The organism is Exiguobacterium sp. UBA7533 (assembly GCF_002479335.1).
GTDB lineage: Bacteria > Bacillota > Bacilli > Exiguobacteriales > Exiguobacteriaceae > Exiguobacterium_A.
The window spans coordinates 627,776-648,632 of sequence record NZ_DLMP01000001.1 but is presented as its reverse complement, the minus strand read 5'-3'; the positions used below and the strand labels follow the sequence as shown (position 1 = coordinate 648,632).

Annotated in this window: 19 protein-coding genes, 1 tRNA gene and 1 pseudogene; 18 read left to right on the top strand and 3 right to left on the bottom strand. The window is 49.2% G+C overall.

What is annotated here, in order from left to right; genetic code table 11:
* Nucleotides 1–109: 109 nt before the first annotated feature.
* The 3 genes from uvrB (at nucleotide 110) to B2U10_RS03235 (ending at nucleotide 6,144) form a co-directional block, all read left to right on the top strand.
* Entirely contained in the window at nucleotides 110–2,077 is a 1,968-nt protein-coding gene (gene uvrB, locus B2U10_RS03245) for an excinuclease ABC subunit UvrB (protein WP_290785545.1), read from the top strand.
* 1 nt (nucleotide 2,078) lies between these two features.
* Nucleotides 2,079–4,934, top strand: coding sequence for an excinuclease ABC subunit UvrA (uvrA, locus tag B2U10_RS03240; protein ID WP_133207887.1), 2,856 nt, complete (start codon nucleotides 2,079–2,081; stop codon nucleotides 4,932–4,934).
* Between the two features lie 100 nt (nucleotides 4,935–5,034).
* Complete coding sequence (locus B2U10_RS03235; RefSeq protein WP_056062976.1) at nucleotides 5,035–6,144, top strand: DUF4097 family beta strand repeat-containing protein; 1,110 nt, start codon at nucleotides 5,035–5,037, stop codon at nucleotides 6,142–6,144.
* A gap of 246 nt (nucleotides 6,145–6,390) precedes the next feature.
* Here B2U10_RS03235 and B2U10_RS03230 read toward each other — a convergent pair whose 3' ends face one another.
* Nucleotides 6,391–6,777 (bottom strand): hypothetical protein, encoded by a 387-nt coding sequence (locus tag B2U10_RS03230; RefSeq protein WP_290785540.1) that lies wholly within the window; start codon nucleotides 6,775–6,777, stop codon nucleotides 6,391–6,393.
* 123 nt (nucleotides 6,778–6,900) lie between these two features.
* On the opposite strand from B2U10_RS03230, the gene hprK reads away from it, so the two are divergent.
* From hprK to B2U10_RS03175, 11 genes are all read left to right on the top strand, one after another.
* A complete protein-coding gene (gene hprK / locus B2U10_RS03225) occupies nucleotides 6,901–7,836 on the top strand; it encodes an HPr(Ser) kinase/phosphatase (RefSeq protein ID WP_035396292.1) in 936 nt (311 codons plus the stop codon).
* Nucleotides 7,836–8,666, top strand: a complete 831-nt coding sequence (gene lgt / locus B2U10_RS03220) for a prolipoprotein diacylglyceryl transferase (RefSeq protein ID WP_035409997.1) — start codon at nucleotides 7,836–7,838, stop codon at nucleotides 8,664–8,666. The genes hprK and lgt overlap by 1 nt, the downstream gene beginning before the upstream one ends.
* A gap of 3 nt (nucleotides 8,667–8,669) precedes the next feature.
* The gene (ppaX, locus tag B2U10_RS03215) at nucleotides 8,670–9,326 is read left to right on the top strand and encodes a pyrophosphatase PpaX (protein WP_035409995.1); all 657 of its coding nucleotides are present in this window, start codon (nucleotides 8,670–8,672) and stop codon (nucleotides 9,324–9,326) included.
* Complete coding sequence (locus B2U10_RS03210) at nucleotides 9,310–9,792, top strand: acyltransferase (RefSeq protein WP_035409993.1); 483 nt, start codon at nucleotides 9,310–9,312, stop codon at nucleotides 9,790–9,792. Before ppaX ends, B2U10_RS03210 begins: the two co-directional genes overlap by 17 nt.
* A gap of 30 nt (nucleotides 9,793–9,822) precedes the next feature.
* Nucleotides 9,823–10,203 carry a sporulation phosphorelay system protein KapB gene (gene kapB / locus B2U10_RS03205; protein WP_023469227.1) on the top strand — a complete coding sequence of 127 codons (381 nt, stop codon included), beginning with the start codon at nucleotides 9,823–9,825 and terminating at the stop codon, nucleotides 10,201–10,203.
* Nucleotides 10,204–10,299: 96 nt separating this feature from the next.
* On the top strand, nucleotides 10,300–11,784 hold the full coding sequence (locus tag B2U10_RS03200; protein ID WP_290785536.1) for a tetratricopeptide repeat protein: 1,485 nt from the start codon (nucleotides 10,300–10,302) through the stop codon (nucleotides 11,782–11,784).
* Between the two features lie 61 nt (nucleotides 11,785–11,845).
* Nucleotides 11,846–12,808, top strand: coding sequence for a thioredoxin-disulfide reductase (trxB, locus tag B2U10_RS03195; RefSeq protein WP_023469225.1), 963 nt, complete (start codon nucleotides 11,846–11,848; stop codon nucleotides 12,806–12,808).
* 112 nt (nucleotides 12,809–12,920) lie between these two features.
* A complete protein-coding gene (gene rapZ, locus B2U10_RS03190; RefSeq protein ID WP_035409987.1) occupies nucleotides 12,921–13,790 on the top strand; it encodes an RNase adapter RapZ in 870 nt (289 codons plus the stop codon).
* The gene (locus B2U10_RS03185) at nucleotides 13,790–14,788 is read left to right on the top strand and encodes a gluconeogenesis factor YvcK family protein (RefSeq protein ID WP_035409984.1); all 999 of its coding nucleotides are present in this window, start codon (nucleotides 13,790–13,792) and stop codon (nucleotides 14,786–14,788) included. The genes rapZ and B2U10_RS03185 overlap by 1 nt, the downstream gene beginning before the upstream one ends.
* Complete coding sequence (whiA, locus tag B2U10_RS03180; protein WP_035409981.1) at nucleotides 14,785–15,741, top strand: DNA-binding protein WhiA; 957 nt, start codon at nucleotides 14,785–14,787, stop codon at nucleotides 15,739–15,741. The genes B2U10_RS03185 and whiA overlap by 4 nt, the downstream gene beginning before the upstream one ends.
* 82 nt (nucleotides 15,742–15,823) lie before the next feature.
* Nucleotides 15,824–16,060, top strand: coding sequence for a hypothetical protein (locus tag B2U10_RS03175; protein WP_035409978.1), 237 nt, complete (start codon nucleotides 15,824–15,826; stop codon nucleotides 16,058–16,060).
* A 118-nt stretch (nucleotides 16,061–16,178) separates the two neighbouring features.
* On the opposite strand, the pseudogene clpP reads toward B2U10_RS03175, so the two are convergent.
* Both clpP and B2U10_RS03165 read right to left on the bottom strand, forming a co-directional pair.
* Nucleotides 16,179–16,763 (bottom strand): annotated as a pseudogene (gene clpP, locus B2U10_RS03170) (ATP-dependent Clp endopeptidase proteolytic subunit ClpP); the annotation flags it as partial.
* A gap of 182 nt (nucleotides 16,764–16,945) precedes the next feature.
* Nucleotides 16,946–17,021: transfer RNA gene (locus tag B2U10_RS03165), tRNA-Arg, on the bottom strand.
* A gap of 154 nt (nucleotides 17,022–17,175) precedes the next feature.
* Between B2U10_RS03165 and B2U10_RS03160 the strand changes: the two genes are divergently transcribed.
* The 4 genes from B2U10_RS03160 to gap all read left to right on the top strand — a co-directional run bounded on the left by B2U10_RS03160 (nucleotide 17,176) and on the right by gap (nucleotide 20,774).
* Entirely contained in the window at nucleotides 17,176–18,318 is a 1,143-nt protein-coding gene (locus B2U10_RS03160; protein ID WP_290785533.1) for an RNA polymerase subunit sigma-54, read from the top strand.
* Entirely contained in the window at nucleotides 18,309–18,569 is a 261-nt protein-coding gene (locus tag B2U10_RS03155) for a glutaredoxin family protein (RefSeq protein ID WP_290785530.1), read from the top strand. The genes B2U10_RS03160 and B2U10_RS03155 overlap by 10 nt, the downstream gene beginning before the upstream one ends.
* A 115-nt stretch (nucleotides 18,570–18,684) precedes the next feature.
* On the top strand, nucleotides 18,685–19,713 hold the full coding sequence (locus B2U10_RS03150) for a sugar-binding transcriptional regulator (RefSeq protein ID WP_023469218.1): 1,029 nt from the start codon (nucleotides 18,685–18,687) through the stop codon (nucleotides 19,711–19,713).
* A gap of 53 nt (nucleotides 19,714–19,766) precedes the next feature.
* Entirely contained in the window at nucleotides 19,767–20,774 is a 1,008-nt protein-coding gene (gap, locus tag B2U10_RS03145) for a type I glyceraldehyde-3-phosphate dehydrogenase (RefSeq protein WP_035409970.1), read from the top strand.
* Nucleotides 20,775–20,857 lie beyond the last annotated feature (83 nt).

Sequence of the window (20,857 nt, the reverse complement as noted above, 5' to 3'; positions counted from 1 at the left end):
TTCGAAAAAAAGGGTAACTTCCTAAAAGGAGCACTTCATAATCGAATGTTTGTTCGTAAAGTGGTACAATAGAAATAGATTTTTTAACGTGATGAGGGGGAAGCAAACGATGGATTTTGAACTCGTTTCACCATTTGAACCAGGCGGTGATCAGCCGACGGCGATCGAAAAATTGGTGACTGGGCTAAAACAAGGCGAACGACATCAGACGTTGCTTGGGGCGACCGGTACCGGGAAGACGTTCACGGTCTCGAACGTCATCAAGGAAATCAAGAAACCGACACTCGTCCTTGCCCATAACAAAACACTAGCGGGACAACTCTACTCGGAGTTCAAGGAATTCTTCCCAAATAATGCGGTCGAATACTTCGTTAGTTTTTATGATTATTACCAACCGGAAGCGTACGTTCCGTCGACGGATACGTTCATTGAGAAGGACTCTTCGATCAACGATGAGATCGATAAGTTGCGTCACTCGGCAACGTCCGCCCTGTTTGAACGAGAAGACGTCTTGATCGTCGCGTCCGTTTCGTGTATCTATGGTCTCGGTAATCCGGAAGAGTACAACAACCACGTCTTATCACTGCGTGTCGGCAATGAGATGGGGCGAAACGAGATGCTCCGTCGTCTAATCGACATTCAGTATGAGCGTAACGACATCGACTTCCAGCGCGGACGGTTCCGCGTCCGCGGAGACGTTGTTGAAATTTTCCCGGCGTCACGCGACGAACAGTGTGTCCGGATTGAGTTCTTCGGTGACGAGATCGAACGGATCCGTGACATGGATCCGCTGACAGGTGAGATCGTCGCGGACCGCGAGCACATCTCGATCTTCCCGGCGTCCCACTTCGTGACGGGGGATACCCGTCTACAGAAAGCGATCGCGAACATCGAGAAGGAACTTGAAGTGCAGCTTGCGAAGTTACGTGAAGACAATCAGTTGCTTGAAGCGCAACGGCTCGAACAACGGACGAACTACGATCTTGAGATGATGCGTGAGATGGGCTATTGTTCCGGAATCGAGAACTACTCGCGTCACTTGAACTTGATGCCGGAAGGGGCAACACCGTATACATTGCTCGATTACTTCCCGAAGGACTTTTTACTCGTTGCCGATGAGTCACACGTCACATTGCCACAAATTCGCGGGATGTATAACGGGGACCAGGCACGGAAACAAGTCCTCGTCGATCACGGTTTCCGTCTTCCGTCGGCAAAAGACAACCGTCCGTTACGGTTCGAGGAGTTCGAGGAAAAAGTCAGTCAGGCGATCTATATCTCGGCGACACCAGGACCGTATGAACTCGAACATTCGAAAGAGATGGTCGAGCAAATCATCCGTCCGACCGGTCTCGTTGATCCAACGATCGAGATTCATCCGATCACAGGACAAATCGATTACTTGATGGATAACATCCGTGACCGGGTCGCGAAGAACGAACGTGTTCTCGTCACGACACTGACGAAGAAGATGGCAGAAGATTTGACCGATTACTTGAAAGAGAATGGCGTCAAGGTCAACTACATGCACTCGGAGATCAAGACCCTGGAACGGATTGAAATCATCCGTGACTTGAGGCTCGGAAAATACGATGTCCTTGTCGGGATCAACTTGTTACGAGAAGGACTCGATATTCCGGAAGTCTCACTCGTGACGATTCTTGATGCCGATAAGGAAGGGTTCCTTCGCTCGGACCGTTCGCTGATTCAAACGATTGGTCGGGCGGCTCGGAACTCGGAAGGACACGTCATCTTGTTTGCTGATAAAGTCACCGATTCGATGCAACGCGCAATCGATGAGACGGAACGCCGTCGCGCAATCCAGATGGCGTTCAATGAAGAACATGGCATCACGCCGCAGACGATCAAAAAGGATGTCCGTGGTGTCATCAGTACGACGATCGAGAGCGACGACACCGTCGAAAAACTCGAGAAGTTCAACAAACTCAAAAAACCGGAGCGCGAAACGTTGCTTGAGCAGCTCGACCAAGAGATGCGTCAAGCGGCGAAAGACATGCAGTTCGAACGAGCTGCTGAGCTCCGCGACCTCATATTAGAATTGAAAGCAGGTGCCTAAGTTGGGAGAAAAGAAGAATCAGATTATCATCAAAGGCGCTCGCGTCAATAATCTACAAAACATCGATGTCGAAATCCCCCGCGATCAGCTCGTCGTCTTGACGGGCTTGTCTGGGTCAGGGAAATCGTCGCTTGCCTTCGACACGATTTACGCGGAAGGACAACGACGTTATGTCGAAAGTTTATCAGCCTATGCCCGTCAGTTCCTCGGACAGATGGATAAACCGGATGTCGACACGATCGAAGGACTGAGTCCAGCAATTTCAATCGACCAGAAGACGACGAGTAAAAACCCACGTTCGACGGTCGGAACGGTCACAGAAATCTATGATTATTTGCGTCTATTGTACGCACGAATTGGTAAACCGATTTGTCCGAATCACGGAATCGAGATTTCGAGCCAGACGATTAGTCAGATGGTCGACCAAGTGATGGAGTTACCGGAGCGGACGCGTCTGCAAATCCTCGCGCCAATCGTTTCCGGACGAAAAGGAACGCACGTCAAGGTGCTCGACGATTTGAAGAAGGAAGGTTTCGTCCGCGTCCGTGTCAACGGAGAGACGATGGATCTCGCTGAAGAGATCACGCTTGAGAAAAACAAGAAACACTCGATCGAAGTCGTCGTCGACCGTGTCGTCGTGCGACCAGACGTCGAAGCCCGTCTTGCGGACTCACTTGAGACTGCACTTCGCCTCGCGGATGGTCGGGTCATCGTCGATACAATGGACGGCAACGAATTGTTGTTCAGTGAACATCATGCTTGTCCAATTTGTGGCTTCTCAATCGGCGAACTCGAACCACGGATGTTCTCGTTCAACTCACCGTTTGGTGCTTGTACGTCATGTGATGGTCTCGGAACGAAGCTTGAGGTCGATGTTGATCTCGTCGTGCCGCATCCCGATAAGTCATTGAACGAAGGGGCAATCGTGGCGTGGGAACCAACGAGCTCGCAGTATTATCCACAATTGCTCAAAGCGGTCTGTGACCACTTTAAAATCGATATGGATACACCGTTCGAACAATTGTCAGAAGAACACCGCGAAACGATCTTGAACGGAAACACGAAGGAAGAGATTCACTTCCGTTATGAGAATGACTTCGGGATGGTCCGAAATACGAACCTCTACTTCGAAGGAGTTCTCAATAACTTACAACGTCGCTTCAAGGAGACGTCGTCTGATTATATCCGGGAACAGATGGAAGGCTACATGGCGAAGAAGGCGTGTCCGACGTGTAAAGGACATCGCTTGAAACGGGAATCGCTCGCCGTTAAAGTATCCGATCACCATATCGGTGAAGTGACGAAGATGTCTGTTAAACAAGCGGTCATGTTCTTCGACGAACTACCGGAGAAATTAAGTGAGAAGGATCAGACGATTTCGCGGATGATCGTCCGTGAGATTCATGAACGGGCGTCGTTCCTTGAGAACGTCGGTCTCGATTACCTGACGATCTCACGCGCAGCGGGGACATTATCCGGTGGGGAAGCGCAACGGATTCGTCTTGCGACACAAATCGGTTCGCGTCTGACGGGCGTCCTCTACGTTCTGGATGAACCATCGATCGGCTTACACCAACGCGATAATGATCGTCTGATCAATACGCTGAAGGCGATGCGTGATCTCGGCAATACGCTGATCGTCGTCGAACACGATGAAGATACGATGATGGCAGCCGACTACTTGATCGATATCGGACCTGGTGCCGGCGATCACGGTGGATTCGTTACGGCAGCCGGAAAACCGGAAGAGTTGATGCAGGATGCGAACTCGTTGACTGGTCAATATTTGTCCGGGAAGAAGTTCATTCCTGTTCCGTCGACACGCAAAGAGCCAGACGGTCGGATGCTTCATATCCACAAAGCATCGGAAAACAACTTGAAGAACGTCGATGTCGACATTCCGCTGGGGCTGTTCGTCGCCGTCACCGGAGTATCCGGTTCTGGTAAATCGACGTTGATCAATGAAATTCTCTATAAGACGATCGCCCACGAGATGAACCGGGCGAAGGAAAAACCAGGCGCCCATAAAGGGATCACCGGTCTGGATCAAATCGATAAGGTCATCGATATCGATCAGTCACCAATCGGTCGGACACCGCGTTCGAACCCTGCAACGTATACGGGTGTCTTCGATGATATTCGGGACGTCTTTGCTTCGACGAACGAAGCGAAACTCCGTGGTTACAAAAAAGGACGTTTCAGTTTCAACATCAAGGGTGGACGCTGTGAAGCGTGTCGTGGCGACGGGATCATCAAGATCGAGATGCACTTCTTACCGGACGTCTATGTTCCGTGTGAAGTCTGTCACGGTAAACGTTATAACCGCGAAACACTCGAAGTGAAATATAAAGGCAAAACGATTGCCGACGTGCTTGAGATGACGGTTGAAGATGCACTCGCCTTCTTCGAGAACATTCCGAAAATCACGCGGAAACTGCAGACGATCGCTGACGTCGGTCTGACGTACATGCGTCTCGGTCAACCCGCGACAGAACTGTCCGGCGGGGAAGCACAACGTGTTAAACTGGCGTCCGAGTTGCATAAACGCTCGACCGGGAAGACGATCTATATTCTAGATGAGCCGACGACGGGACTCCACGTCCATGATATCGCGCGTCTGTTGAAAGTCTTACAACGTCTCGTCGACAATGGTGATACGGTGCTCGTCATCGAACACAACTTGGATGTCATCAAGACGGCCGACTACTTGATTGATCTCGGACCTGAAGGGGGCGACGGTGGCGGAACGATCGTTGCTGCCGGGACACCGGAACAGATCGCTGAAGTTGAAGCATCTTATACGGGACGATACCTCGCGCCTGTCCTTGAACGCGACGCGGCACGAATTGAATCGTGAAACTTTTGTGGATGAGGATTCGTAGGAAGGAACTAAGGGAACTTAAACGAAAGTATCATGTAACACACGTTTGAGGTTCAAGAATAGGAGGGAACGGTTCATGAAGCAAGATATGCGTCAATTGATATTGGAGCAAGTCAAAGAAGGAAAGTTAACGATTGATGAGGCACTCGATAAACTCGAGCGGCTCGAAGCGATCGACGAACGTGCAACTTCTGCCAGTGAACATAAGTACGTCGATGAACCAGAACAATATGATCGGGTCGACCAGTATTCTGTCGATTCACTGACGACGAAAGTCATGTCAGCGTTCGATAATCTCGTCAGCCGGATCAAGGACAGTGATCTTTCGCTTAATCAGGCGTCCGGTCCGAACGTCACCTACGTCAAACAATTCCCGTTCAGCGGTGAGACGGTTCACGTCGATCTGTTCAATGCGAACTTGGTCGTTGAACCGAGTGATCTCGAAGAATGCGAATTGACGGTGACAGGACGTCCGCTCCGCCGCCAACAGGTGACGGAAGAACAGGCGCTTGAGCAACTACAAGCTGCTGTTCAGCACGCAGTGTCGGCGAATACACTCTCAATTCGTTTGAAGGATAAGAGTGTTCGAGCGACGGTCCACCTGAAAGTACCACGCCGTCATTACGAGTCATTCGTCTTACAGACGTTGAACGGTGAGATTTCGTTATCGTCACTCGATACGACGTCCGCTCAACTGATGACGGCGAACGGTCGGGTCAACGTCCGTGACCTCTTCAGTGAAGATGTCAAAGTATCGACAGCGAACGGCTCGATCGAAATCGAAGAGTCGGAGTTGAAAGTCTTGAAAGCGAAGACAGCCAACGGTCAAATCATCACGACTGGTGTCTTCGAACGTTCAGAATTGAAAACGGCGAACGGAAACGTACGTTGCGAGCTGAAGACGGCGCAAAATGCGAAAGTCAAAGCGTCGTCACTTGCTGGAAGCATCGCCTTGATGTTGCCGCATGGCGCTGAAGTCTACGGAGAACTTGAGACGAACTTCGGTGGTCTCAACTGCAACTTGGACGATATGGAATTGATTCGGGATCAAAAAGAGATCGTCAACCGGAAGCTCCATTTCGTATCAGGTCGCGGTCGCTCACCAAAAATTGAGGTCGAAGCGGATACGAAGACTGGTACGATTTCAGTCACGCACGGTGTTCACCTCAGTCCACAAGCGTTATAAGCATACTCGGCGCAACTTCTTGAAAAAGAGGTTGCGCTTTTCTTATGACGTCGTATCCGCTGTGCGTGCTTTCCTCAGGTGAGACACGAGCCGCGGCTACGTCGTTCTAGGAACGAGTAGCTGGGTCTCGTTTGTCTCTGACAGCGCGGATGACCGCGCTTTTTCCTGTAGGAGTCACAGATGCGGAACGACTTCGTCTGCACATGTAAAAACACCCATCCTCATAAGAAGATGGGTGTAGCTACATCAATAATCGTAATCCTGATCCATCATCGGCTCGTCGAAGTTCATGTTCTCGATATTATTCATATCGTAACCAAACGAAAGTAAGGCAATGATACCGATGATTGCAAGAACGATCGAAACGAGAATCAGACCAATGCCGAGCCAACTCTTTCCGCGTGCGCGATTCCAATAGAAAATGATGGCTAAGACGTAAGAGATGAAAGACCCACTGATGAAGACCCCGATAATGGAAATAATAAAGAATAAGAGAGCTGTTTGATCTTGATTCCGGGAGTAAGCCTTCCACATATCGATCAGCGAAATCACGAGATAAACGAAACCGGCGATCGCGAGGATTCCAAATAAAATAAGTATTAAAACGAACCAAATACCGCCACCTGACATCATGGCAAAACCTCCTTCAAAATATTAACTCTTTATTCCATTCCCAAGAAATCATGCTTCTAATCCAATTCCATGAACCGAATAAAAATATGGTACAATACTTCAAGTGAAAGGGGCTGACGAAGCGTGCAACCAAAAGTGCGAACAGCTGAAATCGTAAAACAATTCAATCTCCACATCGTCACGGGAGAAGAAGGCTTACATCGCCCGATTCTAACGGCTGATTTGTGCCGACCTGGCCTTGTGCTTGCCGGTTATTATGCTTATTACCCGGCAGAACGTCTTCAAATTCTTGGAAAAACAGAATTGACGTTCTTCAATAATTTAACGTACGAGGAACAACGTGAACGAGCGAACGTCCTTTGTACAGATGAAACACCTGGTATTTTGATCACACGTGGATTTGAAGTGCCGGAAGCGATCATCCAAGCTGCGGACGAGACGAACGTGCCACTGTTGACGACAAAAGGGCATACGACATCGGTCGAGTCACAGATCACGAACTTCCTCGAAGCGGAACTCGCGCCAACGACGGCGATGCATGGTGTCCTTGTCGATATCTATGGTGTCGGCGTCTTTATTAAAGGAGCAAGTGGCGTCGGTAAATCGGAAACAGCACTCGAACTCGTCAAGCGGGGTCATCGTCTGGTCGCAGATGACTCGGTCGAGATTCGTCAAACGGGTGACGGGATTCTTGTCGGAACGGCACCGAAGTTGATTCAACATCTGCTTGAGATTCGTGGAATCGGGATCATCGACGTGATGACGTTGTTTGGTGCAGGTGCTGTTCGCTCGCACAAGAAGATCAGCCTCGTCTGTAACCTCGAGATTTGGGATCAATCGAAAGTCTATGACCGCGTTGGTCTGGATCAAGAGACGCTTCAAATCATCGATACGGAAATCCCGTTCTTGACGATTCCGGTTCGTCCCGGACGAAATCTCGCCGTCATTATTGAGGTGGCAGCGATGAACTATCGCCTGAAAAACATGGGCATTAATACAGCAGAAGAATTCGCGGGACGTCTCGCGCAAGCAATTGAAGATGGGAATGGTGGTCTTTGATGGGAACTCTAGCCTCTGTACAACCAACGTTTGATCGCGTCGCAATCAATCTCGGACCGGTACCGATTTACTGGTACGGGATCGTCATCGCACTCGGTGCGGTCGTCGGCCTGTTGATCGCGATCTTCGAATCGAAGCGGATCGGCTTCAATGAAGAGTATGCGGTCGATGTCGTCATCTGGTCAATTCCGATCAGTATCATCTGTGCCCGGATTTACTACGTCGCGTTCGAGTGGGACTACTACAGTCAGCATCTCGATCAGATCATCAACATCCGCCAAGGTGGAATCGCAATCCACGGCGCGATCATCGGCGCGATTTTGACGGTCATCATTTATACACGTAAGAAAAAGATCTCGTTCTGGCAGATCGCTGATATCCTGGCACCGTCGCTCTTGTTCGGTCAAGCCGTCGGACGCTGGGGCAACTTTTTCAACCAAGAAGCACACGGCGGCGAGACGACGTGGTCGTACTTACAAGATACGTTGCACTTACCAAACTGGATCGTCAATCAGATGTACATCGACGGGACATACTACTTACCGACATTCCTCTATGAAAGCATCTGGAACATCATTGGTGTCATTCTGTTAATCGTCTGGCGGATGAAGTTCAACCCACGTCGTGGATATGTCTTCCTCGGTTATTTGATTTGGTATTCGATCGGACGCTACTTTATCGAAGGACTCCGGACGGATAGTCTGATGGCTGACGGACTGCGGACAGCGCAAGTCGTCTCGATCTGTTTAGTCATCTTCGGTGTGATCATGCTCGTCATTCGTCGCAATGCCGTTCGTTACTTGGACGGTTCAAAAAAGGAGGCGAAGTAATCGATGATTCGCACACTTTTGTTTGACTTAGATGGAACGTTGATTGATACGAATCCATTGATCTTAAAAAGCTTTGAGCATACGCTCAGTTACTATTACCCCGACCGGACGTTCACGGAAGCGGAACTGCTTCCGTTCATCGGTCCGACGCTTGAAAAGTCATTCTCAGCGATGAATACGGAACAGTGGAAAGAGATGGTTGCTTTTTACCGGAGCTACAACATCGCTATGCATGACGCGCTTGTACTCGAGTATCCAGGTGTGCTTGACGGATTACGTCGTTTGCATGAAGCAGGCTATAAGATGGCGGTCGTGACGTCGAAAAGTCGTCGTGTCGCTCTCCGCGGCATCGAGTTATTCGGATTGACGTCACTGTTTGACGCTGTCATCGCAGCGGACGACGTAACGGAAGAAAAACCAGCTGTCGAGCCGTTTGAGAAAGCGATGCAGTTACTTGGATCAACACCAGACGAGACGATCATGGTCGGTGACAACGATACGGACATCCTTGGGGGCAAGAACGCAGGAGTGAAGACAGTCGCGGTTGGTTGGGCGATCAAAGGACGTGCGTACTTAGAAGCTCTCGAACCGGATGTCATCATTGATTCGATGGATCATCTCGCTGCTTGGCTGGAGGAACAAAATGGCACGGCGAACTGATCGGTTTCAGGTCGGAACGACGAATCCACTTTGGCATATGTACCGGACGGTGTCGTTCTTTAAAGTGATGTGGTGCTTTACGATCGTCACGATTGGTCGGTTTGCCCCGTCGTTACGCTTTAAGAACGCGCTCTACCGGACGTGTCTTCGGATGAAAATCGGGGAGAAGACGGCACTTGCCTTGATGGTGATGCCAGACACGATGTTCCCGGAGCGAATCACGATTGGTGACAATACGATCATTGGCTTCAATACGACGATCCTTTGTCATGAATATTTGACGACGGAGTATCGTTTAGGTGACGTCGTCATCGGAAGTAACGTCTTGATCGGTGCGAACGTGACGATCCTACCGGGCGTGACGATTGGAGATGGTGCCGTCGTTGGTGCCGGATCGGTCGTTCATCGGGACATCGCTCCGAACGAACGCGTCTCGAGTCAGCCGCTTCGCCGGCACGAAATGTGACAAAACTGTGAGAAGGAAGAAGGAAAAAAGATGACGCACATCCGCTTTACGTATAAGACAGGAAAGTATTTCGGAAGATTATTCGCCGAACGTCCACAAGGTCTCGTCGTGGAGGTGCTGGCTGTCGAAAAGCATCCGGTTCAAGGAGATCTTCATCAACCGAACCAAGTCGATGTCCCGCTGTTTCATATCCGGACCGCCTTGCATAAGCACGAAAAGATCACGGTTTCGCCCGCAGTCGTTTATGCGTATGACGGAGAGATTCCCGATTATGCGACGAGCTTACGGCAGGCATATGACAAGGACGTGGCACGTCTTGAAGGACTGAATCCAGAGACGGATGCTTTTGTACGAAAATGCTTAGAGAATTACAAAGAACTAGAATCGATTTATGCGAAACGCTGGGGATGAACTCCGGCGTTTTTTTCTGTTGCATGCCTTCTAGAGATAGGGTATTCTTGTGTCTGCAACTACGAAACCAGTTTACTATTTATGGGGGCTTGAATCATGATGGAATTAACCAAATACAAAGCAGACCCCTTTGCGATAACAGCGCGCCAAGCGGAACTTTTTTATTTCCGCGGACGGAAGGCGCACCGGGAAGGGCGACTGGATGAAGCCGTCTATCATTTAGATGAGGCGACGACACTTCAGCCAGCGGACATCCGTTATTTGCTCCGTTATGCCCGTGTCTTATTCGAGACAGGAGAAATCAATCATGCGAATGATGTCTTGAAACAAGTACGCGCACTCGACGCATCAAATACGGAAGCACTCTTTTATTTAGCGAATAACTACGCACACGTCTCACTTTATGAAGAAGCGCGACAGCATGCGATGGAATATTTAGAGCAAGCACCAAACGGTAAACACGCGGAGGCATCGGCCGCACTCGTGGAACTGATTGATCTCGAACAAGAGATGGAAGACGACGAAGAGGACGAATTGATTCGTCTGCACGGTCAAGCACAACGCCAGATCGATAAAGGGATGCTGTTCGCGGCACAGGAGACGTTGACTGGACTGATTGCCCATTACCCGACGTTCTGGCCTGCCTACAACAACCTCGCGATCGTCGAGTTTTATTTAGGAGAGAATGATCAGGCATTCGCTTCCCTCGAACGGGTCCTTGAAGGAAACCCGGGGAATTTGCATGCCCTCTGTAACACGCTCGTCTTGCTACACGAGATGGGACAGGACGAAGAGGCGCATCGTCTCTCTCGTCAGCTCGAACACGTCCGTTCCGTGCACCTTGAGACACGTTATAAGGTCGCATCAACACTTGCGATCATCGGACGGTACGATATCGCCTATGAAGAGTTGAAATTACTCGAGCGTCGCGGGTACCGAGGAGATCCCCTCTTTGGGCACTGGTTATCGATTTCTGCTTATAAGACAGGACATGTCGAAGAGGCAGCCGCTTTCTTAAAGTCAGACGAAGCACAAGCGTTAAAGGAAGAAACGGATACGTATGACATCCGCCACAACCTACAGTTTCGCTCGGCACTCATCCAAGCGTTGAAGACGGAAGATGACGTCTCGCGCATCTTCACGGCACTTCTTCTTGGCAAGCTGAACGATGCCGAAGCACGGCTTGCATTGTCGATGATGCCAGAAGTAACGGACCGAGAAGACGTCCTGTTACTGACGGAACAGATTGTCATCGAGATGGAAGGACGGACCGATGTCGTGGATGAACGCATTCACCGGGCATTGCAGACGATCCGTCTTGCAGAACGATTCGTTTCAGACGAAGAACGGATGAGTCTTGAAGGGGACTTTTATGAGCGCTTCGCACAGCTCGTTTTAAGTGGAGAATCGTTCGATTCAATTGAAGCATCCGCGGCATCACTGCTTTACCTGTTCCATGATTTACGAGACGGAATGTTGATCGAGGAATGCGCATCGCTCGTCGATTGTTCGTTCGATCATGTCGCGTCAATGATCCGGACACATGAACGGATGCTGGCACCGCTGCAAGCAAAGTGTTAGACGTTTAGGGGATTCTCACCTATACTCAAACTACAACGATTACGATAAATGGGGTGGAATCATGGCGGAAACAGAACAAAAAATTTATGACGTCATCATCATCGGGGCAGGTCCTGCTGGGATGACAGCCGCACTTTATGCATCACGTGCGAACCTTTCGACATTGATGATCGAACGCGGGATTCCGGGCGGTCAGATGGCGAACACAGAAGATATCGAGAACTACCCAGGATACGATAGCATCCTCGGACCAGATCTCTCACAAAAAATGTTCGACCACTCGAAAGCATTCGGCGCAGAATATGCGTACGGAGATGTTCGAAGCATCGAAGACGGTAAAGCATACAAAACGATTCATGCACACAACAAAGATTACTATGCACGGGCAATCATTATCGCGTCTGGGGCACAATATAAAAAAATCGGTGTACCGGGAGAAGAAGAGCTCGGCGGTCGCGGTGTCTCGTATTGTGCGGTCTGTGATGGGGCGTTCTTCAAAGAAAAAGAACTCTTCGTCATCGGTGGCGGGGACTCTGCGGTAGAAGAAGGTGTCTACTTGACACGTTTCGCGAAAAAAGTCACGATCGTTCACCGTCGTGATGAGCTCCGCGCTCAAAAAATCCTTCAAAAACGTGCGTTCGACAACCCGAAAATCGACTTCATCTGGAACCATACGGTTAAACAGATCAACGAACAAGACGGGAAAGTCGGCGGTATCGAGCTGATCAATACAAAAACAGCTGACGTGACGACGCATCCGATCGATGGGGTCTTCATCTACATCGGAATGAACCCAATCACAGGTTACGTCCAAGATCTCGGTATTTTGAACGACCAAGGTTACGTCGTGACGAACGAAGCGATGGAAACGAACATCAAAGGTATCTTTGCTGCTGGTGACGTTCGTGAAAAAACATTGCGCCAAGTCGTTACAGCAACGAACGATGGTTCGATCGCAGCGCAAAATGCACAGCATTTCATTGAAGCGTTGCTTGAAGAATTACAAGAATCCTCACACGCATAATATCGAACCAGTTTCATTGAAGGAGACTTCAGTGAAGCTGGCTCTTTTTTTATGATATACTGAAAAAGAAGCGAAAAAATACACACGGAACTGTTGTCTGGAGGGCGAAAAGATGGAACAGAATCAACCGCAACTTGTCATCATCACGGGTATGAGTGGGGCTGGGAAGACTGTCGCAATGAACAGCTTTGAGGACTTAGGCTATTTTTGTGTCGACAATCTACCCCCGACGTTACTGCCGCATCTCATCGAAGTCATTGGACAAGTGCGTCCTAAAATCGCCGTTGCCATCGATACCCGCGCGCGTGATTTCATCGACAGCTTTTTTGTCGTCTATGAGGATTTAAAGAAAACGGACTTACAAATCCGGATGCTGTACCTTGATGCACGAAACGATGTCCTTGTCCGCCGTTATAAGGAATCGCGTCGTTCGCATCCACTTGCACCGACGGATTCACCATTGATTGGAATCGAACGTGAACGGACGTTGCTCGAAGGATTCCGCGATAAAGCACAGATGCTGATTGATACGAGTGACATCAAGCCGCTTGCACTGAAAGAACGTCTCTTAAAGGAGTTCACGGAAGGCACACGGATTCCGTTCACGGTCAACGTCATGTCGTTCGGCTTTAAACATGGCTTACCGCTTGATGCGGATCTTGTCTTTGACCTGCGCTTCTTACCGAACCCGTTCTACATTCCAGAGTTGCGTCCAAAAACTGGACTTGACGAGGAAGTGGCATCGTACGTCATGCAATGGCCGGAAGCAAAGCTGTTCTATAAAAAACTCGTCGACCTGCTCGAATTCCTGATTCCGCAATACGAGCGGGAAGGGAAGTCGCAACTCGTCATCGCCCTCGGTTGTACAGGTGGGAAACATCGCTCAATCACGTTTGCAGAAGCGATCAGTAAAGAATTTGCGACGCAGTATCATATTGAGACGAATCACCGGGATTATGTGTATGCGAAGGGGGAGAAGTGATGAAATGGGAACGTAAAGTCGTCGCTGTCGGTGGTGGAACAGGACTCTCGACGCTTCTTCGTGGACTGAAACATTACCCGCTTGACATCACAGCCATCGTCACCGTTGCTGATGACGGGGGCAGTTCTGGTCGTTTGCGGACGGAATTCAATATGTTGCCGCCGGGCGATATCCGAAACGTCATCGTCTCCTTATCGAAGTCAGAGACATTGATGGACCGGATCATGCAGTACCGGTTCGAGACCGGGGAAGGACTGCATGGTCATTCACTCGGAAATCTGATGTTGACGGCAGCAACCCAACTTTGTAACGGTTCGTTCGTTGAAGCGATCGGTGTCATGGGGCAACTGTTGAACGCGGAAGGAAAAGTCTATCCGGCGACGGAACGGACGATCACGCTTTGTGCCGAGTTCGAGGACGGGACGATCGTCAAAGGCGAGTCGTTGATTCCGAAGGTCGGTAAGAAGATTGAACGGATATTCCTTGAAGAACAAGATGTCCGTCCAGTACCGGAAGCGATTCAGGCGATTCTTGATGCCGATGTCATCGTCCTTGGTCCGGGTAGTCTCTATACGAGTATCATCCCGAACGTTCTGATCGACGAAATCCGGGAAGCAATCCAGCAATCGCTAGCTCCAGTCGTCTACATCTGTAACGTCATGACGCAGCCCGGTGAGACGACGGCGTTCACAGCCAATGAACATTTAGCGGCACTCGAACGCTTCCTCGGACAAGGCGTCGTTGATACGATCATCGTCAACAACGAATCGATCGATGCGAGTTACCTGAAGAAATATCAAAAGGATCACGCTGACATCGTCACCTATAATGAAAAACAATTCGAGTTAGCAGGCGTTGAAGTGCTAGCAGACGATATCGTCGATTACAATCATCACTTCATCCGTCATGACTCAGATGCCGTCGCAAGCCTCGTCATGCGAAAAGTGTTGTCGATTCGACGGATGCGTCAACTCGAAGGAAAGGAGGAGCTGACATGAGCTTTGCCTCAGAAGTCAAAAAAGAATTAACGCAGATTCCGATCACCGATCACGAGATGAAGGCGGAACTCGCGGCGCTCGCCCGGATGAACGGTGCGATCTCGTTCGGTCTCGGACGTGGTCTGACACTCGACATCTCGACCGAGAATGCCTCGATTGCTCGTCGGATCTACTCGCTTTTGAAAAAAGCATACGGGGTCCATCTCGATCTGCTCGTGCGGAAAAAAATGCGTCTGAAAAAGAATAATGTCTACATCGTCCGCGTCAAACAACAGGCGGATAAGATTTTACAAGACCTCGGGATTTTAGGGGAAGGGTTCACGATGATTCGTTCCATCAGTGACACGATCTTAAACGATGAACGAAAAGCACGCGCGTATTTACGAGGGGCGTTCCTCGCAGGAGGTTCGCTCAACAATCCCGCAACGTCGTCGTACCACTTGGAAATCTTCAGCTTATATGAAGAACATAATGCGGCGCTCCGTGGTCTATCGAACGTTTTTGATTTGAACGCGAAGGCGATCGAACGGAAAAAGGGACACATTCTCTATATTAAAGAGAGCGAAAAGATTTCCGATTTCCTTAAGCTTGTCGATGCGACCCAATCGATGCTACGGTTCGAGGACGTGCGGATCTTAAAAGATATGCGTAACTCGGTCAACCGTCTCGTCAACTGTGAGACGGCGAACCTTAACAAGACGGTTGGCGCAGCATTACGCCAAGTTGAGAACATCAAGTTCCTCGAGCGAACGGTCGGACTCGATGTCTTACCGGATAAATTGAAAGAGATCGCGATCTTGCGCGTGACACATCAAGACGTCACGTTACAAGAGCTTGGTGAGATGGTCGAAAGCGGCTCCATCTCAAAATCAGGGATCAATCACCGGTTGCGGAAGATTGATCAAATCGCTGAAAAAGTACGAAACGGAGAGTCGATGACAGGGGCCATATAAGAGGGTCGCTTGCGGGATGAACCATAGTCTACTATAATATATAGTCGATGCAACTAAATGTTCGAATTAAGGAGTTTTTGAAATGGCTAACGAAAAGAAACGTATTTCGCTGACAGTCGATGCGAAGTTTGATGAAGTGTTAACAAAAAAAGCAAAAGCAATCGGTGTACCGAAAAGCACACTCGTTGCGTTCGCAACATCTTTATTCCTGAAACAATTACAAGCAGAAGAAGAGCTTTCGCCACATGCGAACGCGATCTACTCGCTGATTCGTGAAAACCACGATATCGTTTCAGACATCACAGACTTGATCGACTGATCATCGCCCTCTCGTTCTATAAGGAACGGGAGGTTTTTTGTATGTAACGATAACCGACAAGGCTTCGATTTTCTATGGATACAAAAAAGCGCCTCCCGAAGGAGACACTCTGGATGACTTATGCACGTTCCATGACGCGGTCGATGAGACCGTAATCAGCAGCAGCTTGTGCTGACATGAAGTTGTCACGCTCTGTATCGCGTTCGATGACTTCAAGTGGTTGTCCTGTGTTTTCAGCCATGATTTTGTTGAGGTGCTCACGCATTTTGATGATACGCTCCGCATGGATTTTGATATCCGATGCTTGACCTTGTGTACCACCGAGTGGTTGGTGGATCATGATTTCAGCGTTTGGTAACGCGAAACGTTTTCCTTTTGCGCCTGCTTGTAGCAAGAACGCACCCATCGATGCTGCCATACCGATACAAATTGTTGAAACTTGTGGCTTGATGAAGTTCATTGTATCGTAAATCGCCATACCGGCAGTGATCGAACCACCTGGGCTGTTGATGTAAAGCGAGATTTCTTTATCTGGATCTTCTGCTGCTAAGAACAGAAGCTGGGCAACGACTGAGTTGGCGACGTTGTCGTCAATCGCGCTCCCGAGAAGAATGATGCGGTCTTTTAGCAAACGTGAGTAGATATCGTAAGCACGTTCCCCGCGGTTTGTTTGTTCGATGACTGTTGGAATTAACATAGTCTTTGCCTCCTTATAGTTGGTATGTAGCTTCCTATTCGACTTATCCTTATCATAATCCTTTGGTCAATATTGGTCAAAAGATACGATGCGACTTTTAGGTATTTTTCCATTACAAGGGCAAATGAAACATATCAATATAGAAAAAAGGCAATGCCATTGCTGGCATTGCCTTGTAGTTGAATAAATGGTACACCCGGAGAGATTCGAACTCCCGACACCTGGTACCGGAAACCAGTGCTCTATCCCCTGAGCTACGGGTGCATCTGATGTACTGAACAATTAATAGTATAGCGACATTTTTTCAGAAAAGCAATAGGGAAGGATGACTTTTCTTTTCCTGAGCGGTTCGAGAAAGGTTCAGAGCACGTTTTTTAAAACGTTTCTTCTATAATAAGAAGTGGAGGAGGGGGAATCGATGGATCAACGCCAGGAACAGACGCAACAGATGACGTTATCGGCGTCACAACAATATCAGTTACATGTACTTGAGCAACCAGCAGCTGAGCTCGAGGAGGAATGGCGACGGTTGAAACGACGGTTGCATCGTCATTACCCGAATCAGGTTTCGTTAGAGGCCGAGCAGATGGCAGGACATTTGGCATCCTATGAAGACGAGCTTCTTGCACAAATACGTTTAGAATCAGTCAGACAGGAAATAGGATATATGGCGGAACAACTCATCGTGTATTTAGAAGCGGACGGTTTATTGCGGACATCGGACGAGGAGCTCGCTGCATCCTTCTCGACCGATGTCGCAACGATTACAGAAGCACGGACACTCTTACAACAATGTGAACCAGTCGGCATTGCTGCCCGCTCGGAGCGCGAGTGCCAATGGTTACAGGCGATCGAGCTAGACGACGCAGAATTGATCGGACTGACGGATCGGTTACGACATGAACCGGCGAGTCAAGTGTTCGCGCAGTTCAGTGAACAGGATCGAGCACGGTTGCGAAAACGATTGACGCGCCTGAGCCGGACACCGGATCTTCCTAAAGAAGAACGACCGGTCATGGCAGAAGCACGGATTCACCTGTTAGATGGAAAACTTCAGATTGACTGGATGACACTCGACATGGATCAGAAGTGGCTCGGATTAAAAGAGGCAACGCCTTTTTTGCGCGCGTACGAACGACGTCGCGTTACGATGCATGCCATCCTCTCGGTCTTGCTTGAGCGACAAGAACGCTGGTTCAAGGGAGAACTGCATCTTGAGCCACTGACGAAAAAACAAGTCGCTGAGGCGACGGGGCATCATCCGTCAACGATTGGTCGAGCGATTGCTGCGAAGTATGTCGAGACGGTCCATGGTCTCGTTGCTTTAGAAGACTTGTTCGTCTCACGGACGACAACCGGAGATTCGAGTTTTTTAATTAAACGGCGGATCGCCGAATACATTCAACATAGCGATCGTCCGTTAAGTGATCAGCAATTGACGGATCGTCTGCAAGCAGACGGTCTGACAGTCGCGCGACGGACGGTTGCGAAGTACCGGGCATCACTTGGTTTAACGAAAAAAACGATGCAGCAAAGGAAGGCGCAATCAGAATGGGATTAAAACGACACAGACACTTAACACTCTATTCACGTCCGGGATGTACGCTATGTGAAGAAGCCGCCATCTTACTCGACTTCGTACTCGATGAGTTTCCGGAATGGACATTCGAGGAAGTCAACATCAATCAGGATGAAGCGCTCAGTCTACGGTTCTTATATGAAATTCCGGTCGTCATGCATGACGAGGAAATCTGGAGTTATGGCAAATTTGATACGGAAACGATAAGAAACCGCTTACTTCAAAAAACTTGAGAAACGAGACTTGCAAGGCGAGAAATGGACTGTTATGATAACGGTGTACCAAGTGGGACACGTTATGACATGCGGGACAGAAAGCGTCCAGCTACTTGAGAGGAGAGGGAAATACATGATTCGGCAGTTAGTCCAGATCCAAAAACGAATCGTGCCTGATCTGATCGAAGAAATGCAGACACGCTACGACATCCTTCATTACGTACGACTGATGCAACCGATCGGACGACGTACGCTTGCGACAAGCCTTGGCTTGACGGAACGCGTCTTACGGCGGGAAGTTGACTTCTTGAAGCAGCAAGACCTCTTAGAGGTCGCGACGCAAGGGATGTCCTTGACGGATGAAGGACGAAACGTTCTTCGCAGCATGCACAGCATCATGGGAGAACTCGCAGGGATCTCAGACATGGCGAAAGCCTTAAAAGAGAGACTCGGAGTACGGGACGTCGTCATCGTACCGGGTGATTCCGATGAAACCTTCTGGGTACAACGAGACATGGGGCGGGCGACCGTCGCACGACTCAAACGAGAGCTTTCTTCAGACCATCACAATACGATCGCTGTCACAGGCGGTACGACGATGGCTTCCGTCGCGGCGATGATGTCGCCAGACAAGGAACACCGTCCGATGACGTTCGTTCCGGCACGCGGAGGACTGGGAGAAACGCTCGAACTACAAGCGAACACAGTATGCTCACGGATGGCGTCACGCGCTCAAAGTGATTATCATCTGCTTCACATCCCGGACATGGTCAGTACAGAGACGTTCGTCAAGATGATTGAAGAGCCGAGCATAAAAAATGTGCTTCAAATGATTAAAGGTGCTTCAATCGTGGTACATGGAATTGGTGAGGCGAAAACGATGGCAAAACGTCGTCGCGCGTCTGAGGATCTCCTGACCCGACTGGAACATGAACAGGCAGTAGCGGAAGCATTCGGATATTACTTCGACCGAGACGGGAACATCGTGCACCGGGTCAAGACGGTTGGTCTCCAACTGGCTGACTTGAAGCAAGTCGAACACGTCATCGTCGTCGCAGGTGGTCATTCGAAGGCAGAAGCGATCAACGCCTATGTCAAACAGTCGCCGGACATCATCCTGATCACGGATGAAGGCGCAGCAGCTTCGATTTTGAAAGGGTAACCCCCTTTTGAATAATAGATAACTCGCTTTACATTAAAAGGAGGAAAATTATCATGGCAGTAAAAGTTGGTATTAACGGATTTGGACGTATCGGACGTTTGGCACTTCGTCAAATTCTTCAATTCGATGGAATCGAAGTAGTCGCGATCAACGACCTTACAGACACTAAAATGCTTGCACACCTTCTCAAATATGATACGACTCAAGGTCGTTTCGACGGCGAAGTTGAAGTACACGACGGTTACTTCCTCGTCAACGGTAAAGAAATCAAAACACTTGCTAACCGCAACCCAGAAGAACTCCCATGGGGCGAGCTCGGTGTTGACATCGTTCTCGAATGTACTGGTTTCTTCACAGACAAAGAAAAAGCTGAGCTTCACTTGAAAGCTGGCGCTAAAAAAGTCGTTATCTCTGCACCTGCAACTGGCGACATGAAAACAGTCGTCTTCAACACGAACCACGAAATCCTTGACGGAACTGAAACAGTTATCTCTGGTGCTTCATGTACTACTAACTGTCTCGCGCCAATGGCTAAAGTTCTCCAAGATCAGTTCGGAATCGTTGAAGGTCTCATGACTACGATCCACGCTTACACTGGTGACCAAAACACACTCGACGCTCCACACCCTAAAGGTGACTTCCGTCGTGCACGTGCGGCAGCAGCAAACATCGTTCCAAACTCAACTGGTGCTGCAAAAGCAATCGGTCTCGTTCTTCCAGAACTTCAAGGTAAACTTGACGGATCTGCACAACGTGTACCAGTCGCTACAGGTTCACTCACTGAGCTCGTAACTGTACTTGACAAAAAAGTTTCTGTAGAAGAAATCAACGCAGCAATGAAAGCAGCTGCTAACGAGTCTTACGGTTACACTGAAGACGAAATCGTTTCTTCTGACATCGTTGGTATCTCTTACGGATCACTCTTCGATGCAACTCAAACTAAAGTCATGACAGTCGGCGACAAACAACTCGTTAAAACAGTTGCTTGGTATGACAACGAAATGTCTTACACTAGCCAACTCGTTCGTACACTCAAACACTTCGCAGAAATCGCTAAGTAATTCGAGCAATTAAATAGCAATTGAATAAGAGCGGAAACGATATCAGTCTCCGCTCTTATTGCGGAAAAAAGCGGGAGGGGCAT

Coding starts and splice junctions, on each gene's coding strand:
- B2U10_RS03150 (WP_023469218.1), top strand. CDS start 18,685: ATGATTCGGCAGTTAGTCCAGATCCAAAAACGAATCGTGCCTGATCTG.
- whiA (WP_035409981.1), top strand. CDS start 14,785: ATGAGCTTTGCCTCAGAAGTCAAAAAAGAATTAACGCAGATTCCGATC.
- B2U10_RS03185 (WP_035409984.1), top strand. CDS start 13,790: ATGAAATGGGAACGTAAAGTCGTCGCTGTCGGTGGTGGAACAGGACTC.
- ppaX (WP_035409995.1), top strand. CDS start 8,670: ATGATTCGCACACTTTTGTTTGACTTAGATGGAACGTTGATTGATACG.
- B2U10_RS03160 (WP_290785533.1), top strand. CDS start 17,176: ATGGATCAACGCCAGGAACAGACGCAACAGATGACGTTATCGGCGTCA.
- kapB (WP_023469227.1), top strand. CDS start 9,823: ATGACGCACATCCGCTTTACGTATAAGACAGGAAAGTATTTCGGAAGA.
- B2U10_RS03200 (WP_290785536.1), top strand. CDS start 10,300: ATGATGGAATTAACCAAATACAAAGCAGACCCCTTTGCGATAACAGCG.
- B2U10_RS03235 (WP_056062976.1), top strand. CDS start 5,035: ATGAAGCAAGATATGCGTCAATTGATATTGGAGCAAGTCAAAGAAGGA.
- rapZ (WP_035409987.1), top strand. CDS start 12,921: ATGGAACAGAATCAACCGCAACTTGTCATCATCACGGGTATGAGTGGG.
- B2U10_RS03210 (WP_035409993.1), top strand. CDS start 9,310: ATGGCACGGCGAACTGATCGGTTTCAGGTCGGAACGACGAATCCACTT.
- trxB (WP_023469225.1), top strand. CDS start 11,846: ATGGCGGAAACAGAACAAAAAATTTATGACGTCATCATCATCGGGGCA.
- B2U10_RS03230 (WP_290785540.1), bottom strand. CDS start 6,777: ATGATGTCAGGTGGCGGTATTTGGTTCGTTTTAATACTTATTTTATTT.
- uvrB (WP_290785545.1), top strand. CDS start 110: ATGGATTTTGAACTCGTTTCACCATTTGAACCAGGCGGTGATCAGCCG.
- B2U10_RS03175 (WP_035409978.1), top strand. CDS start 15,824: ATGGCTAACGAAAAGAAACGTATTTCGCTGACAGTCGATGCGAAGTTT.
- B2U10_RS03155 (WP_290785530.1), top strand. CDS start 18,309: ATGGGATTAAAACGACACAGACACTTAACACTCTATTCACGTCCGGGA.
- lgt (WP_035409997.1), top strand. CDS start 7,836: ATGGGAACTCTAGCCTCTGTACAACCAACGTTTGATCGCGTCGCAATC.
- gap (WP_035409970.1), top strand. CDS start 19,767: ATGGCAGTAAAAGTTGGTATTAACGGATTTGGACGTATCGGACGTTTG.